This window comes from Nocardioides euryhalodurans (genome assembly GCF_004564375.1).
Classification (GTDB): Bacteria; Actinomycetota; Actinomycetes; order Propionibacteriales; family Nocardioidaceae; genus Nocardioides; species Nocardioides euryhalodurans.
Genome location: NZ_CP038267.1, coordinates 701,990 through 716,674 on the forward strand (window position 1 = coordinate 701,990; position 14,685 = coordinate 716,674).

The 14,685-nt window shown below is 71.7% G+C and carries 13 protein-coding genes; 6 read left to right on the forward strand and 7 right to left on the reverse strand.

What is annotated here, in order from left to right; genetic code table 11:
• Positions 1-9 precede the first annotated feature (9 nt).
• Entirely contained in the window at positions 10-747 is a 738-nt protein-coding gene (locus EXE57_RS03350; protein WP_135073989.1) for a hypothetical protein, read from the reverse strand.
• Positions 744-1,661: a universal stress protein gene (locus EXE57_RS03355; protein WP_167305801.1), complete on the reverse strand. Its 918-nt coding sequence runs from the start codon at positions 1,659-1,661 to the stop codon at positions 744-746. The genes EXE57_RS03350 and EXE57_RS03355 overlap by 4 nt, the downstream gene beginning before the upstream one ends.
• Positions 1,662-1,823: 162 nt before the next feature.
• Between EXE57_RS03355 and EXE57_RS03360 the strand changes: the two genes are divergently transcribed.
• Positions 1,824-2,708, forward strand: a complete 885-nt coding sequence (locus EXE57_RS03360) for a universal stress protein (protein ID WP_167305802.1) — start codon at positions 1,824-1,826, stop codon at positions 2,706-2,708.
• 16 nt (positions 2,709-2,724) lie between these two features.
• The gene (locus EXE57_RS03365; protein ID WP_208542951.1) at positions 2,725-3,246 is read left to right on the forward strand and encodes a flavodoxin family protein; all 522 of its coding nucleotides are present in this window, start codon (positions 2,725-2,727) and stop codon (positions 3,244-3,246) included.
• Between the two features lie 25 nt (positions 3,247-3,271).
• On the opposite strand, the gene EXE57_RS03370 is transcribed toward EXE57_RS03365, so the two are convergent.
• From EXE57_RS03370 to EXE57_RS03380, 4 genes are all read right to left on the reverse strand, one after another.
• Positions 3,272-6,007, reverse strand: a complete 2,736-nt coding sequence (locus EXE57_RS03370) for a M14 family metallopeptidase (RefSeq protein ID WP_208542952.1) — start codon at positions 6,005-6,007, stop codon at positions 3,272-3,274.
• Positions 6,004-6,459: a hypothetical protein gene (locus EXE57_RS19910; RefSeq protein ID WP_208542953.1), complete on the reverse strand. Its 456-nt coding sequence runs from the start codon at positions 6,457-6,459 to the stop codon at positions 6,004-6,006. The genes EXE57_RS03370 and EXE57_RS19910 overlap by 4 nt, the downstream gene beginning before the upstream one ends.
• Positions 6,460-6,574: 115 nt before the next feature.
• Entirely contained in the window at positions 6,575-7,573 is a 999-nt protein-coding gene (locus EXE57_RS03375; RefSeq protein ID WP_135080576.1) for a potassium channel family protein, read from the reverse strand.
• Positions 7,574-7,684: 111 nt separating this feature from the next.
• Entirely contained in the window at positions 7,685-8,599 is a 915-nt protein-coding gene (locus EXE57_RS03380; protein WP_135073997.1) for a YihY/virulence factor BrkB family protein, read from the reverse strand.
• A gap of 17 nt (positions 8,600-8,616) precedes the next feature.
• Between EXE57_RS03380 and EXE57_RS03385 the strand changes: the two genes are divergently transcribed.
• Positions 8,617-10,266 carry an acyl-CoA dehydrogenase family protein gene (locus tag EXE57_RS03385; RefSeq protein WP_135073999.1) on the forward strand — a complete coding sequence of 550 codons (1,650 nt, stop codon included), beginning with the start codon at positions 8,617-8,619 and terminating at the stop codon, positions 10,264-10,266.
• A 47-nt stretch (positions 10,267-10,313) separates the two neighbouring features.
• Here the strand turns inward: EXE57_RS03385 and EXE57_RS03390 are convergent, their stop codons facing one another.
• Positions 10,314-11,750 carry a glycine hydroxymethyltransferase gene (locus EXE57_RS03390; protein WP_135074001.1) on the reverse strand — a complete coding sequence of 479 codons (1,437 nt, stop codon included), beginning with the start codon at positions 11,748-11,750 and terminating at the stop codon, positions 10,314-10,316.
• A gap of 307 nt (positions 11,751-12,057) precedes the next feature.
• Here EXE57_RS03390 and EXE57_RS03395 point away from each other — a divergent pair, with 307 nt between their 5' ends.
• Genes EXE57_RS03395 through EXE57_RS03400 form a run of 3 tightly spaced genes read left to right on the forward strand, consistent with a single transcriptional unit; the run spans position 12,058 to position 14,674 of the window.
• The gene (locus EXE57_RS03395; RefSeq protein ID WP_135074003.1) at positions 12,058-13,779 is read left to right on the forward strand and encodes a nitrite/sulfite reductase; all 1,722 of its coding nucleotides are present in this window, start codon (positions 12,058-12,060) and stop codon (positions 13,777-13,779) included.
• Complete coding sequence (locus EXE57_RS19590) at positions 13,776-13,934, forward strand: hypothetical protein (RefSeq protein WP_167305803.1); 159 nt, start codon at positions 13,776-13,778, stop codon at positions 13,932-13,934. Before EXE57_RS03395 ends, EXE57_RS19590 begins: the two co-directional genes overlap by 4 nt.
• Positions 13,931-14,674 (forward strand): phosphoadenylyl-sulfate reductase, encoded by a 744-nt coding sequence (locus tag EXE57_RS03400; protein WP_135074005.1) that lies wholly within the window; start codon positions 13,931-13,933, stop codon positions 14,672-14,674. Before EXE57_RS19590 ends, EXE57_RS03400 begins: the two co-directional genes overlap by 4 nt.
• The last annotated feature ends 11 nt before the right edge of the window (positions 14,675-14,685 follow it).

Consider the following 14,685-nt stretch of genomic DNA (forward strand, 5'->3'; position numbering starts at 1 on the left):
GCTCGGACGTCAGCGTCGGCGGACGAGGGCCGCGGTCAGCGCCACCAGCCCCGCGCACGCCACGAGCATCCCGGCCACGAGCAGCGACCATGCGAGGTCCTCCAGGGCCGGGGCGGTGGTCCCGACGGCCACCTCGGCCTCCACCGGTGCGGCTGCGTCGGCGTTCATGACCACCAGCGTCCACTCGCCCTCCTGCACCGGCCAGGTGAGGGTGCGGGTGCCGGGTCCTTCTGCCGACGCCACCCAGATGGCGCGCTCTCCCGGGGCGGCCGCGGGCGGCCCACCCGGCACGGTGTCCAGCCGGGGCGAGCCCCCGCCGGTGTCCACCAGCTCGCGCACCACGGAGTGGCCGACCCCGTCGAGGTACGCGTCCACGTCGGCGCTCCTCGCGATCCCCACGAACACCCCGTCGCGGTCAGACGTGCTGGCCTCGACCTTCACCGTGCCGAGCCAACGTCCCTGCAGGTCGACGGCCGGCACCCCGTCCTCGAGGTGCGCGTCCTCGGAGACCAGCGCGTGGCGGGACGTGGAGAGCTGGACCGCCGTGCTCATCAGGTAGCCGGTCGAGTCGCGGAACACCGTGTCGGTCACCCGTACCGCCGCTGCACCGGCCAACAGTCCCAGCCCGACGACCACGAGCAGCACGCCGACCACGAGCGCGGTCACCCGGCCAGCACCCCACTCCCGCCGGCCGGGTTCCGGTCCCGGGGGCGCCGCCGCCAGGTCCTGGTTCGTCGTGGCGCTCATGAGGACGTCTCGTGTGCATGGACGGGGCGCCGGGCCTGCTCCTCGGCACGAACGGGCGGGACGATCTCGACCGGGCACTCCGCGGCGTGCAACAGGGCGCGCCCCGTCCCACCGAGGTGGAGGACGGCCGGGCCCCTCGTACGCCGTCCGAGCACCAGCAGCTCGCAGCTCGCCGAGGCGTTCCTCAGCACGGCTGCGGCCTGCGCGTGCTCGACGCGGACCGCGACCTCGACCTCCGGGTGCGAGGCCCGCGCCTCCTCGACCAGCGGGACGACCCGGTCCCGCGCGGCCCGGTTCCAGTCCGTCTCGTGGGTGCGCCGCACGATGATGTCGTCGTAGCGGACGGGCAGCTCCCAGGTGTGCACCACGGTCAGGGACGATCCCCTGTCCGCGGCGGTGGCGACGGCGTGCGACAGCAGCCCCGGAGCGTGCTCCAGGCTCTTGAGGCCGACCACGACCTCACGACGTGCCGCTGCCGGCTCCCAGGCCGTCGGGACGGTGACGACGGGGCAGCGGGCCTGCTCGGCCACGCCGACGGTGACCGCGCCGGTGAACAGGCGCTGCCACGCCGGGGTCATCTCGTGCCCGAGGACGAGCACGGACGCCTCCGCGGAGACGCGGACGAGCTCGGGCACCGCGGCACCCGAGCGCAGCACGGTGCGTACGTCCAGCTCCGGGACCAACCCGGTCACCGTCTGCAGCGCCTCGTCGAGGATGGTGCGCCCCAGTGCCTTCAGGTCCTCCGGGACGAGCGGCATCATCGGCGCGACCGGCACGTAGTCCGTGGCCACGTGCACGACGGTGAGCGACGTCCCACGTCGCTGCGCCTCGCGGACGCCGTACTCCAGAGCGGCACCGCCCTGGGCGGACCCGTCGGTCCCGACGACCACTCCCCCGACCAGCTCGTCGTCCATGTCCGGCTCCCTCCGTCGACTCTCCACCGTCATCGTCCGCCTGCCGGCGGAAGCCGGGGCAGGGTCGTTGGGCGTCCCCCACGGGACCTTGGACCCATGGGCCCGGTTCCTCGGCCCCTGCCGGCCACCGCTCCCCCGCGACACCGTGGAGGAAGAGGGCGAGTGAAGGAGTGGTGGATCATGCAGTTCGACGAGATCACGGTCGGGACGGTGGCCGTCGGAGTGGACGGGTCCACGTCCTCCGACCACGCGCTCACGTGGGCGGTCGAGGAGGCAACGGCGACCGGGCGGGCACTGACCCTGGTCCACGCCGTGGCGCCGTATGCCGCCGTGGCGCCCGAGGCGGCGCAGTACGCGAAGATCGCGCTGGAGGCCGCCGAGGCCGGTGGGCAGGCTGTCCTCACGGCCGCCAGGTCCGTCGCGCACGGGAAGGCACCCGACCTGGAGGTGCGTGAGCTGCTCCGGGTCGCGGACTCGCGCGACACCCTCATCGAGGTCGCCCGCCACGCCCACCTGCTGGTCCTGGGCTCGCGCGGTCGCGGACCGGTCCGCAGCCTGCTGCTGGGCTCGGTCGGCATCGCCGTGACCCGGCACGCCGAGTGCCCCGTCGTCGTCGTGCGGCCGACCCGGCACGGGATCGTGCGGCTCGGCGTGCTCGTGGGCGTCGACGGGACCGAGCGCTCGCGCGACCCGCTCGAGCTGGCCTGCCGCGAGGCCTCGCAGCGCGGCCTGCCGCTCACGGTCGTGCACGCGCAGCTGCTCCCCCACGGCCGCCACGACGAGGAGGAGGGGCTGTTGCTGCTCGGGGAGACCGTCGGCGGGCTGCGCGAGAAGTACCCCGACGTGCCGATCCACAGCGAGCTGACGGCCGGCTACCCCGGCGAGCGGCTGGTCGAGATGGCCGAGCGGATGGACCTCGTGGTCGTCGGCTCCCACCACGGCGGGGTCGCCTCGGAGGTCCTGCTCGGCTCGGTGGCCTCCTTCGTCGTCGAGCACGCCTCCTGCCCGGTCGCTGTCGTGCCGACCGTGCCGAGGACCAGGGGGTGAACGTCCGGTGCGCTGCGTGATCGTCTACGAGTCGATGTTCGGCAACACCGAAAGGCTGGCGGCGGACGTCGCCGACGGGTTGCGGGCGTCCGGGGCCGAGGTCCTCGTGACCGACGTACGCGACGCACGTCCGGAGGACCTGTCCGGCTGCGACCTGCTCGTCGTCGGCGCGCCCACGCACGCCTTCTCCCTCAGCCGCCCGGGCACCCGCGAGGACGCGGTGCGCCAGGGCGCCGAGGCGAGCCGCGCGATCACCGGTGTGCGGGAGTGGCTGGCGACCCTCGACGCCGCGTTCCCGTCACGGTCCTCCCGACCGTCGGTGGCCGCCTTCGACACCCGCGTCGACAAGGTGCGGCACCTTCCCGGCTCGGCCGCGAAGCGGGCCGCCCGCGCCCTGCGGGCCCAGGGCTTCCCCGTCGTCGACCGCACGAGTTTCTACGTCGGCGACGTGCAGGGACCCCTTCCCCCCGACGAGCAGGGGCGTGCGCGCGCCTGGGGAGCCGGGCTGCCTGCGCTCGCCGGCGCGGCGGCCGGGTGAGCCCGGCCGCCGACCGGCTGTTCCCCTAGTCGATGAGGCCGTCCAGGGCCCGGCCGACGAGGTCGGCGCGCTCCTCGTCCGTGGACAGCTGCTCGAGCCCGAACCCGAGCAGCAGCGTGTCCTCCGTCGAGGTCCCGGCGAACGACTCGAACAGCACGCCACCGATCTCCCAGGCGCCGGCGTTCGGCGGGGAACCGGCCGGCGGGCCACCGGGGGTCCACACACTCGTGGCGCCCTCGAAGCCGTCGGCGTCCTCCGCCCCGTCGATGACCACGCGGGTGTCGTCGACGAAGGTGCCGACCCCACCGGTCGACGGGTCCGTGACGTAGGTGATCGACACCTCGACCTGCGAGCCGGCGAAGCCGGACAGGTCGTAGGCCGCCTCGGTCCACCCGCCGGTGCTCTCCAGGATCGCGTTCCAGTCGCCGGTCGCGCCCGTCCCCTGGCAGTCGGTGCCCAGGTAGGTGGTGAGGAACGGGTGCAGGGCGAGGAGGAACGAGCCCTCGTCGACGCACTCGGCCGGCGAGGCGGTCGAGGTCAGGCCACTGAGCTCCGGCAGCGTCGTCCAGTCGTCGCCCCCGGCGGTCCGGGCCTCCACGAGCACGAAGTCGTAGTCGGGCTCGATGTTGGCCGACAGCTGGAACTGCAGCTCCGCAGCGGTCGTCCCGGCCGGCACGTCGACGGTGCGGGTCAGCCGCACGTACGACGAGTCGGCGTGCACCGCGCCGGCGTACTGCTCACCCTCGATCGGGGCGAACGGGCTTCCCGCCTCGAGCGGGTAGCGCGCCGCGCCCTGGCTGGTGAACTGCGGGAACTCGTCCGCCGGCAGCACGTCGCTGGTCGGCTGGAGCGCGCCCGCCTCGTCCAGCGGGTTGTCGCCGGCGACGACCGGACCACCGAGGCTCCCGGTGTAGCCGGTCAGCGGGTCCGCGATCCCCTCGACGGCCGTCGGGTCGGCGATGTCGGTCCTGGTGAACGCGCCGAGGTAGTACTGCCGGAAGTCGTCGGCCAGGATCAGGCAGTCCTCGAAGAACCCGTCCGTGCCGCCGCCGACTCGCGGGGAGATCACGCACTCGGCCTCCGGGTCGCCGTTGAGCCCGTAGTAGAGGCCGCCGACCGCGTCGCTGATGCCCGGCAGCCCCTGGTACTGGGCGGTCTCACCGGCGTGGACGAGCTTGCCGCCGGCGTTGAGGTAGTCGCGCACCGCCAGCGTGAGGTACTGCTGCCGCTCGGCCACGGAGATGTCCGGGAGCTGGCCGAAGGGCGTGCTGGTCAGCAGGTCCTCCGGGTCCATCGTGATCCGGTTGTCGCCGAGGTACCAGAGCACCGCGTCGTAGTGGTCGAGGACGCCGAGGTCGTGCGGGACCCCCTGCGCGTCCACGTCCCACACGTCGGTGGAGTAACCCGCCGACTCGATCGCCGCGACGTGGGCGCCGGCGTACTTCGGCGCGTCGGTCCCGGCCGGGTACGTCGGGTTGACCCCCGTGTAGTCCTCGTTGGCGATCACGAGGACGTCGTCGTCGGTGTCGGCCTCCACCGTGTAGGTGAAGGACTCGCTGGTGACCGGTCCGGTGCCGGGCTTGACGCCCCGGAACCAGACCTCGACCTCGTCGCCCTCGTCGGCGCCGCGGACCCTGCCGCGGAACTCTGCGTAGTAGTCGTCGTTCTCGTCGCCGTAGCGCTCGCCGCCGGCCCACTCCGGCGCGTTGGTGACCACGGTCCGGCCACCGTCGACGCGGTAGTGCATCCGCAGGTTGCGCAGCGCCCGCTTGGCCCACACCGCGACCGTCTGCGGGTCGCCGTAGGAGACGTCGAAGGAGTCGACCCGGAAGTCCTCGGCCGTGAGCCCGAGCGTGGAGACCGGGTCGTCGGGGTCGCTGGCCGACTCGGCGACCGACAGGGCGAAGGGGATGTTCTTCTCGAACTCGGCCTGGACCAGCTCCTCGTCGTCAGGGAACTCGAAGCCGCTCCCGCAGTCGACGGCCTCCCACTCGTCGTCGGGCACGGAGTCGGAGGCGGCCTCGCAGGTCGACATCTCGGGGGTGAAGCCCAGGGTCCCGAACAGCTCTGTCATGTGGGTGTCGGTGTCCCCGTTGGTGGTGTAGAGCTCGGCGGAGATGTCCGGGTCGTAGCCGGGCACGGCCGGGTTCTCGTCGTCGCCGGCCATGGCCTCGTAGATGACGTCGTCCGGCGTCGGGGTCGCCACCTGCCAGCCGGTGCCGTAGAGGAGCAGCTCGGCCGCGGAGTGGTAGTTGACGAAGAACTCGAAGCCGACCCGTCCGACGAAGTCCTCGAGGGCCTGCGACTCCGGCTCGGAGTTCGGACCCTCACCGCGGAACGTCTGGCTGGCGGGGTTCGGTGAGGAGCCCTCGTTGTCGTAGCCCCACTTGGTGGCGAAGTTGCGGTTGAGGTCGACGCCGTCCGCAGTCGTGATCACACCGTCACCGTTGTTGTCGCGGAGGTTCTTGCGCCACAGGCGCTGGCCGGGGGTGAAGGTGAAGTCGTAGCCGTCGGGGTTGGCCACCGGCACGAACCACAGCTCGTTCTCGTTCAGCAGCCTCGTGATCGCCGGGTCGCTGCCGTAGCCGTCGAGGAGGTACGTCGCCAGCCGGCGGTTCATCTCCGGCGTGATCCACTCGCGTGCGTGCTGGGCACCCAGGTAGAGGACCGACGGCTTCCTGCCGTCCTTCTGCCGGGCGGCGTTCTTGCTGATCTTGAGCGCGATGATGTCCTGCTGGTTGACCGTCCGGCCGATGCTCACCAGCTTGGTGATCCGGGGTTCTTGGCGGCGAGCTGCTCGTACTGCTCCTTGAGGCCGCCGGGACCGCCGTACATGCTCCACACCTCGAAGCCCTCGGCGGCCAGCGTCGTCGCCCGCTGGGCGACCGTCTGGCCGCCCTCGACCAGCTTGGTCTCCATCTCGACGCCCTCGCGCCGCAGCTGGTTGGCCTGCGCCTTGCTCATGATCGCCTCGACGCGGACCTGGGCCTTCGCCCCGTCCTCGCCCGCGACCGGGGTGAGCTTCAGCTCGTGGCGGTCGATCCCGAGGTCCACGACCTCGGAGACCTGACCGGCACTCAGCTCACCGACGTAGACGTCGAGCCGGTCCCCGGCGCCGGGGGCACGAGGCGCTGCCCCGGCCGTGCCCGTCGCCGCCAGCAGGCCGGCCGTGAGGGCGGAGATGGTGAAGACGGACAACACTGCTCGGTGCATCGCGGACCCCGTACGTGTACGGCGCGGCCCCGTCGAGCCGTGCCGGCTGATGGAAGTGCCCGAGAGTGCGCCCCAATCTGCTCCGCCGGTGGGGGGCTGTCAAGGTCGCTGCGGGTCAGACCTCGTCGGAGGCGAAGTCCTCGTCGTGGGTGCCCGGCCTCGGGGCCCACGGGAGCTCCTTGGCCGGCCGGACCACGATCAGCCGGTCGCCGCGGGCCAGCTGGGTGACGACCGGGTCGAAGTAGCGGTAGACCTTCTCGTCCCGGACCACGGCGATCACCTGGTCGGGCAATGACTGCGGCTGCTGGCCCACCTCGGAGACGAGCAGGTCCCGCTCGGCGACCTCGAGCCCCTGCCCGTAGGTCAGCAGGTCCTCCATCACCGAGCCCAGCGTGGGCGACAGCGTCGAGAGGCCGAGCAGGCGGCCGACGGCGTCGGAGGAGGTGATGACGGAATCGGCGCCCGACTGCTTCATCAGCGGTGCGTTCTCCTGCTCGCGGACCGCGGAGACGATCCACGCGTCGGGGTTGAGCTGGCGCACCGTCAGCGTCACGAGGACGTTGGAGTCGTCACGGTCGGTCGTGATGATGACCTGGCTGGCGCGGGCGGCGCCGGCCTGGCGCAGCACGCCGCGCCGGGTGGCGTCGCCCTTGACGATCACCAGCCCGTCGGCGTGGGCGTCCTGCTGGGCGACCGCGCCGGTGTCGACGACGACGATCTGCTCGCGGTCCTGTCCGTTGCTGATGAGGGTCTCGACGGCGCTGCGGCCCTTGGTGCCGTAGCCGACGACGACGACGTGGTCGCCCATGTTCTTCCTCCACCGGGAGACCCGGATCATGTCGCGGCCCTGCGAGGCGAGCACCTCGAGGGTGGTGCCGATCAGCAGCACCAGGAAGCCGATGCGGGCCGGGGTGATGATGAACGCGTTGACCATCCGCGCGGTCGTCGTGACCGGCGCGATGTCGCCGTACCCGGTCGTGCTCAGCGTGACCGTCGTGTAGTAGATCGCGTCGGTGAACGACACGGTCCGGTCAGGCAGGTCGTTGTTGTCGACGTAGCCGTCACGGTCGAACCAGACCAGCAGGACGGTGCCGACCAGGATGCCCAGGGCCATCAGCAGCCGACGTCCGAGCTCCCACCACGGTGACCGGGTGCGCTCGGGAAGGTAGACCTTGCCGCGGGATCGGCCCGCGTCGTCGAGGAGGTCGTCGGCCACGACAGCAATCTAGTCCGTACGTGCAGGCTTGGGCGTCATCCGGTCCCGCAGGCGTTGCACCAGCTCGAGCCGGGCCCGCGTGGTCTCCTTCTGCGGGAAGATCGAGTCGAAGGCGGCGTTGACCGCGGCGCCGATCAGGACCGCGATGGAGAGCAGGTAGAGCCACAGCAGCACGGCGATCGGCGCGGCGAGCGGACCGTAGATGGAGCCCGACTCGGCCGCGGTCGCGGTGAGCACCCACCGCAGCAGGAACGAGCCGAGGATCCACGCGGCCAGCGCGAACACCGCGCCCGGCAGGTTGAAGGTCCAGTTGGTCCGTACGGGCACCGACACGTGGTAGAGCGTGGCCAGGAAGCAGATCGTCAGCACCAGCACGGTCGGCCAGTAGAACTGCATCACGAACTCGGAGCGCTGCGGCAGGATCTCGCGCACCAGCGACGGCCCGGCCACGACCAGCGGCAGCGTGAAGACGCCGGTGATGATCGCCATGATGTAGAGCAGGAAGGACAGCGCGCGGGTCTTCACGATCCCGCGGTGGCCGCCGAGCCCGTGCATGATCGTGATGGTGTCGACGAACACGTTGAGCGCGCGCGAGCCGGACCAGAGCGAGAGGATGAAGCCGAGCGAGATCACGTCGAAGCGACCGGGCTTCAGCACGTCGTTGATGGTCGGCACGATGATCCGGTTGACGGCGTCCTCGGTGAGCGCCCGCGAGGACAGGTCGATCACGGCCTGGCGCACCTCGGCGATCTCGGCGGGGCTGAACTGCTCGCTGACGTAACCGATGGCGCCCGCGAGCGCGAAGACCAGCGGCGGGACCGACAGGATCGCGAAGAACGCGGCCTCCGCGGCCAGCCCCGTGACGCGGTAACGAATGCACGACCCGGTCGTGGTGACGATCAGTCGCCACAGCAGGTCCCGCATGTGTCTACGGTATCCACATGACCGCCCCGAACCTCGCAGGCGAGCTGCGCGCCAGCACGAACCAGGCCCCGCCGCTCGTCGGGCACAACGTGGTCACCGCCGACGAGGCCCTGGTGGAGGCCGTCACCCGCCACGCGTCGGCCGAGGTGGTCGAGGAGCTCGCGGCGCTGGGGGCCCAGGCAGGCAGCGCCGAGGCTCGCGAGCACGGCATGCTCGCCAACGAGCACCACCCGACGCTGACGCCGTACGACCGCTACGGCAACCGGATCGACGAGGTCGCCTTCCACCCGAGCTGGCACTGGCTGATGGAGCGGGCGGTCGGCCACGGGCTCGCCGCCGCCCCCTGGGAGTCCGACTCCCCCCACGCCCACGTGCGGCGTGCGGCCGGCTTCATGGCGTGGTCGCACACCGAGCCCGGCCACGGCTGCCCGATCTCCATGACGTACGCCGCGGTGCCGGCGCTGCGGGCCGACGACGCGCTGGCCAAGGAGTGGACCCCGCTGCTGGCCTCGACCAGCTACGACCCGGGCCTGCGCCCGGCCGGCGAGAAGCGCGGCGCGCTCGCCGGCATGGGGATGACCGAGAAGCAGGGCGGCTCCGACGTGCGGGCCAACGTCACCCGCGCCGTCCCGACCTCCTCCGACGGCGACTACAGCCTCCACGGCCACAAGTGGTTCACGTCGGCCCCGATGAACGACGTCTTCCTGGTGCTCGCCCAGGCCGAGGGCGGGGTCACCTGCTTCGTGGTGCCGCGGGTCCTCCCGGACGGCAGCCGCAACCGCCTCGACGTCGTACGCCTCAAGGACAAGCTCGGCAACCGCTCGAACGCCTCCAGCGAGCTCGAGCTCGACGGCACGCTGGGCCACCGGCTCGGCGACGAGGGCCGCGGCGTGCGGACGATCATCGAGATGGTGGCCGCCACCAGGCTCGACTGCGTGCTGGGCTCGACCTCGCTGATGCGGCGGTCCCTCAACGAGGCCGCCTGGCACGTGGCCCACCGCTCCGCCTTCGGATCGCTGCTCGCCGACAAGCCGCTGATGCAGAACGTGGTCGCCGACCTCGCGGTCGAGACCGAGGCGGCCACCGCGCTCGCCGTACGCCTGGCGGCGGCCGTGGACGACGCGTCGGACCCGCACGAGGCGGCGCTACGTCGGATCGCCCTGCCGCTGGCGAAGTTCTGGGTCTGCAAGCGGACCCCGGGCATGGTCGCGGAGGCCCTGGAGTGCCTGGGCGGCAACGGCTACGTGGAGGAGTCGGGGATGCCGCTGCTCTACCGGGAGGCGCCGCTGAACTCCGTCTGGGAGGGCTCCGGCAACGTCAATGCCCTCGACGTGCTCCGGGCGCTCTCCCGCGAGCCGGAGGTGCTGGCCGCGTGGATCACCGAGGTGGGGCTGGCCCGCGGCGGGGACGCCCGCCTCGACCGCGCGGTCGACGACACGCTCGCGCTGCTCGGGGACACCGCCGGGCACGAGGGCTCGGCCCGCCGGCTCGCCGGTCGGATGGCAGCCTGTCTGCAGGGATCGCTCCTGGTCCGCTTCGCCCCCGCCGAGGTCGCCGATGCCTTCTGCGCCTCACGGCTCGCCGAGGGACACGACGGCACCTACGGCGCGCTCGCCTCGGCCGACCTGCAGCCGATCGTGGAGCGGCACACCCCGACGATCGGCTGAACCCGTCAGGTCAGCTCGAAGGCCACGCCGGTGGCTCGCTCCGCTCGCTACGAGAGGTTCAGACCCGGGTAGAGCGGGTGCTTGTCGAGCAGCTCGGAGGACGCGTCCTTGACCTTGGCCGCGACGCCGTCGCCGGTGACGTACGACGCCTTCGAGGGGCCACCGGCCTTGGTGGTGCCCGGCTGGGTGGAGCCGAGGACGTCGACGATCAGCTCGGCGACCCGGTCGAACTCGCCGTGGCCGAAGCCGCGGGTGGTGAGCGCGGGGGTGCCCAGGCGGACGCCGGAGGTGTACCAGGCGCCGTTCGCGTCGTTCGGGACGGAGTTGCGGTTGGTGACGATGCCGGCATCGAGCAGCGCCGACTCCGCCTGGCGGCCGGTGAGGCCGAAGGACGACACGTCGAGCAGCACGAGGTGGTTGTCCGTGCCGCCGGTCACCAGGTCGGCACCCCGCGAGAGGAACCCGTCGGCCAGCGACTTGGCGTTGTCGGCGATGCGCTGCGCGTACCCGCGGAACTCCTCGGTCCGGGCCTCGGCGAGCGCGACCGCCTTGGCGGCCATCATGTGCGAGAGGGGGCCACCGAGGACCATCGGGCAGCCGCGGTCGACGTCGCCCGCGAACTCCTCCTGGGCGAGCACCATGCCGCCACGCGGCCCGCGCAGCGACTTGTGGGTCGTCGTCGTGACGATGTGGGCGTGCGGCACCGGGTCCTCGTCGCCCGTGAACACCTTGCCGGCCACGAGCCCCGCGAAGTGAGCCATGTCGACCATCAGCGTCGCGCCCACCTCGTCGGCGATCTCCCGCATCTTCGCGAAGTCCACCCGGCGCGGGTAGGCGGAGTAGCCGGCCACGAGGATGAGCGGCTTGAACTCGCGGGCCTTGGCGGCGACGGCGTCGTAGTCGAGCAGCCCGGTCTCCGGGTCGGTGCCGTACTGCTGCTGGTGGAACATCTTGCCGCTGATGTTGGGCCGGAAGCCGTGGGTCAGGTGGCCGCCGGCGTCCAGGCTCATGCCGAGCAGCCGCTGGTTGCCGAACTCGTGGCGCAGCGACTCCCAGTCGGCCTCGGACAGCTCGTTGACGTTCTTCGCGCCGAGCTTCGCCAGCCCCGGCGACTCCACGCGGTGGGCGAGGATCGACCAGTACGCCACCAGGTTGGCGTCGATGCCCGAGTGCGGCTGCACGTAGGCGTACGGCGCCCCGAACAGCTCGCGCGCGTGCTCGGCCGCCACCGTCTCGACGGTGTCGACGTTCTGGCAGCCGGCGTAGAACCGGTGGCCGATCGTCCCCTCGGCGTACTTGTCGCTGAACCAGGTGCCCATCGTCAGCAGCACCGCCGGCGAGGCGTAGTTCTCGCTCGCGATGAGCTTGAGGGACTCCCGCTGGTCGGCGAGCTCCTGGCGCGTCGCCGCGGCGATCCGGGGCTCGACCGAGCCGATCACGTCGAGGATCTGGGAGTAGGCACTGCTGATGACCGCGTCGCTCATGGGGGTCAGCGTAGTCGTGTGACCTGCGCCCCACCCGGCGGGCCGCCGAGCGTGGACACGGAGGCTGCGTCTCACTTCGTGGTCAGCAATCCCACATATTGGGATTTCACCTTGTGGGAGCGGTGTCCAACCCCTGAGACTTCTTGACATGGTCTCCGCCGTCACCCATGCGTACCTCGTGGCCCGTCGCCACGTGGACCTCGGGCGCACGCGCAGCATGATCTGTTGGCCTCGCTGAAACGCCGCCCTCGTTTCATCCTCCGCGCTCGACGATGCGCGCGGCCTCAGCCGAAGGACTCCCCCACACATGTCGGACCTCCGCTACACCGCGAAGCCCGCGACCCGCACCGAGATCCCGCGACCCAAGCGCGGTGAGGGCCAGTGGGCGCTCGGCTACACCGAGCCGCTGAACAAGAACGAGCAGTCCAAGAAGGACGACGACCCGCTCAACGTCCAGGCCCGGATCCAGCACATCTACTCCAAGCGGGGTTTCGCCTCCATCGATCCGGCCGACCTGCGCGGCCGGTTCCGCTGGCTCGGCCTCTACACGCAGCGTGCCCCGGGCTTCGACGGTGGCAAGACCGCGATGCTCGAGGAGGAGGAGCTCGACGACTCCTACTTCATGATGCGGGTCCGCTCCGACGGGCAGCTGCTCTCCCCCGACGCCGTCCGCACGCTCGGCACCGTCGGCCGGGAGTTCGCCCGCGACACCGCCGACGTCACGGACCGCGAGAACGTCCAGTTCCACTGGATCCGGATCGAGGACGTCCCCGAGATCTGGGAACGGCTCGAGGCGGTCGGGCTGAGCACCCTCGAGGCGTGCGGTGACTCGCCGCGGCCCTTCCTCGGCTCCCCCGTGGCCGGGGTCGCGGCCGACGAGATCATCGACGGCTCCGAGGCGCTCGACGAGATCAAGCGGCGGGTGCTCGGCAACCCGGCGTACTCCAACCTGCCGCGGAAGTTCAAGACCGCCCTGACCGGCCACCCGAGCCACGACGTCTCCCCCGAGACCAACGACGTCGCCTTCGTCGGCACCGTCCACCCCGACCACGGCCCGGGCTTCGACCTGTGGGTCGGCGGCGGGCTGTCCACCAACCCGATGCTCGCCCAGAAGCTCGGTGTCTGGATCCCGCTCGAGGAGGTGGCCGACGCCTGGGAGGGCGTGGCCGGGATCTTCCGCGACTACGGCTACCGGCGGCTGCGCTCCCGCGCGCGCCTGAAGTTCCTCGTCGCCGACTGGGGCGCCGACACCTTCCGCGAGGTGCTCGAGAACGAGTACCTCGGTCGCGCCCTGGTGCGCTGCGAGTCGCCCCGGTCACCGGTCGGCCACCGCGACCACATCGGCGTCCACGAGCAGCAGGACGGCAAGCGGTACGTCGGCCTCGCGCCGACTGCGGGGAGGGTGTCCGGCACCCTGCTGGTGCAGCTCGCCGACCTGATGGACGAGTACTCCGTCGCCGGCGCGCGCCTGACGCCGTACCAGAAGATCGTGCTGATCGGCGTCGACGCAGACGCCGTGGAGCCGCTGCTCGACAGGCTCGACGAGATCGGGCTGTCCGGCCGTCCCTCCAACTGGCGCCGCAACACCATGGCCTGCACCGGCATCGAGTTCTGCAAGCTGGCCATCGTCGACACCAAGGACCGTGCCCGCGACCTGGTCGCCGAGCTCGACCGCCGCTTCCCCGACCTCGACGTCCCGATCACCGTGAACGTCAACGGCTGCCCCAACGCGTGCGCCCGGACCCAGGTCGCCGACATCGGGCTCAAGGGCCAGCTGGTGATGTCCGACGGCGAGCAGGTCGAGGGCTTCCAGGTCCACCTGGGCGGCGCGACCGGGCTGCTGGCCAACTTCGGCCGCAAGCTCCGTGCCCACAAGGTCACCAGCGCCGGCCTCGACGACTACGTCACCGTCGTGGTGACCAACTACCTCGCCGACCGGACCGAGGGTGAGTCGTTCGTCGAGTGGGTGCAGCGTGCCGACGAGGAGCTGCTGCGCGGCGAGCGGACGCCGGCGGTGGCCGCGTCATGAGCGAGCGTGCCGTGCCCTTCCACTGCCCCTACTGCGGGGAGACCGACCTCTGGCCGTCCGAGGCCGGCCACGGGTCGTGGGAGTGCCGGGCGTGCCTGCGGGCGTTCAGCCTGAAGATGCTCGGGCTGGTCCGCCCCGGGGGTGGTGCCCGATGACGGCCGCCACCACACGCCTGGCGGGTGCCAACCGCGGGACCGAGACAGCCGGCCGCTCCCCCGAGGAGCTGCGCGACCTGGTGTCCCACGTCGGCGCCGAGCTCGAGCTCGCGCCGGCCGAGGTGATCATCGAGTGGGCCGTCGCGACCTTCGGCGACCGCTTCTGCCTGACGTCGTCGATGGGTGACGCCGTGCTCGCCCACCTCGCGTCGACGGTCGCGCCCGGGGTCGACGTCGTCTTCCTCGACACCGGCTACCACTTCGCCGAGACGATCGGCACCCGTGACGCCGTCGCCGCGACGCTGCCGGTCGAGGTCGTCAACGTGCTTCCCGAGCAGACCGTCGCGGAGCAGGACGCGACCCACGGCACCGACCTCTACAAGTCCGACCCCGACCTGTGCTGCAGGCTGCGCAAGGTCGTCCCGCTGGAGAAGACCCTGGCCAACTACGACGCGTGGGCCACCGGCCTGCGCCGTGCCGAGACCCGCAACCGGGTGATCGCGCCGGTCGTCGGCTGGGACGCCCGCAAGGGCAAGGTGAAGGTGTCTCCGCTCGCTCGTTGGACCGACGAGCAGGTGGAGCAGTACGTCGAGGACTTCGGAGTCCTCGTCAACCCACTGGTCCACGACGGCTATCCCTCGATCGGCTGCTGGCCCTGCACGCGCAGGGTCGCTCCGGGAGACGACCCGCGCAGCGGGCGCTGGGCCGGCACGTCCAAGACCGAGTGCGGGATCCACTGAGGATCCGGGAA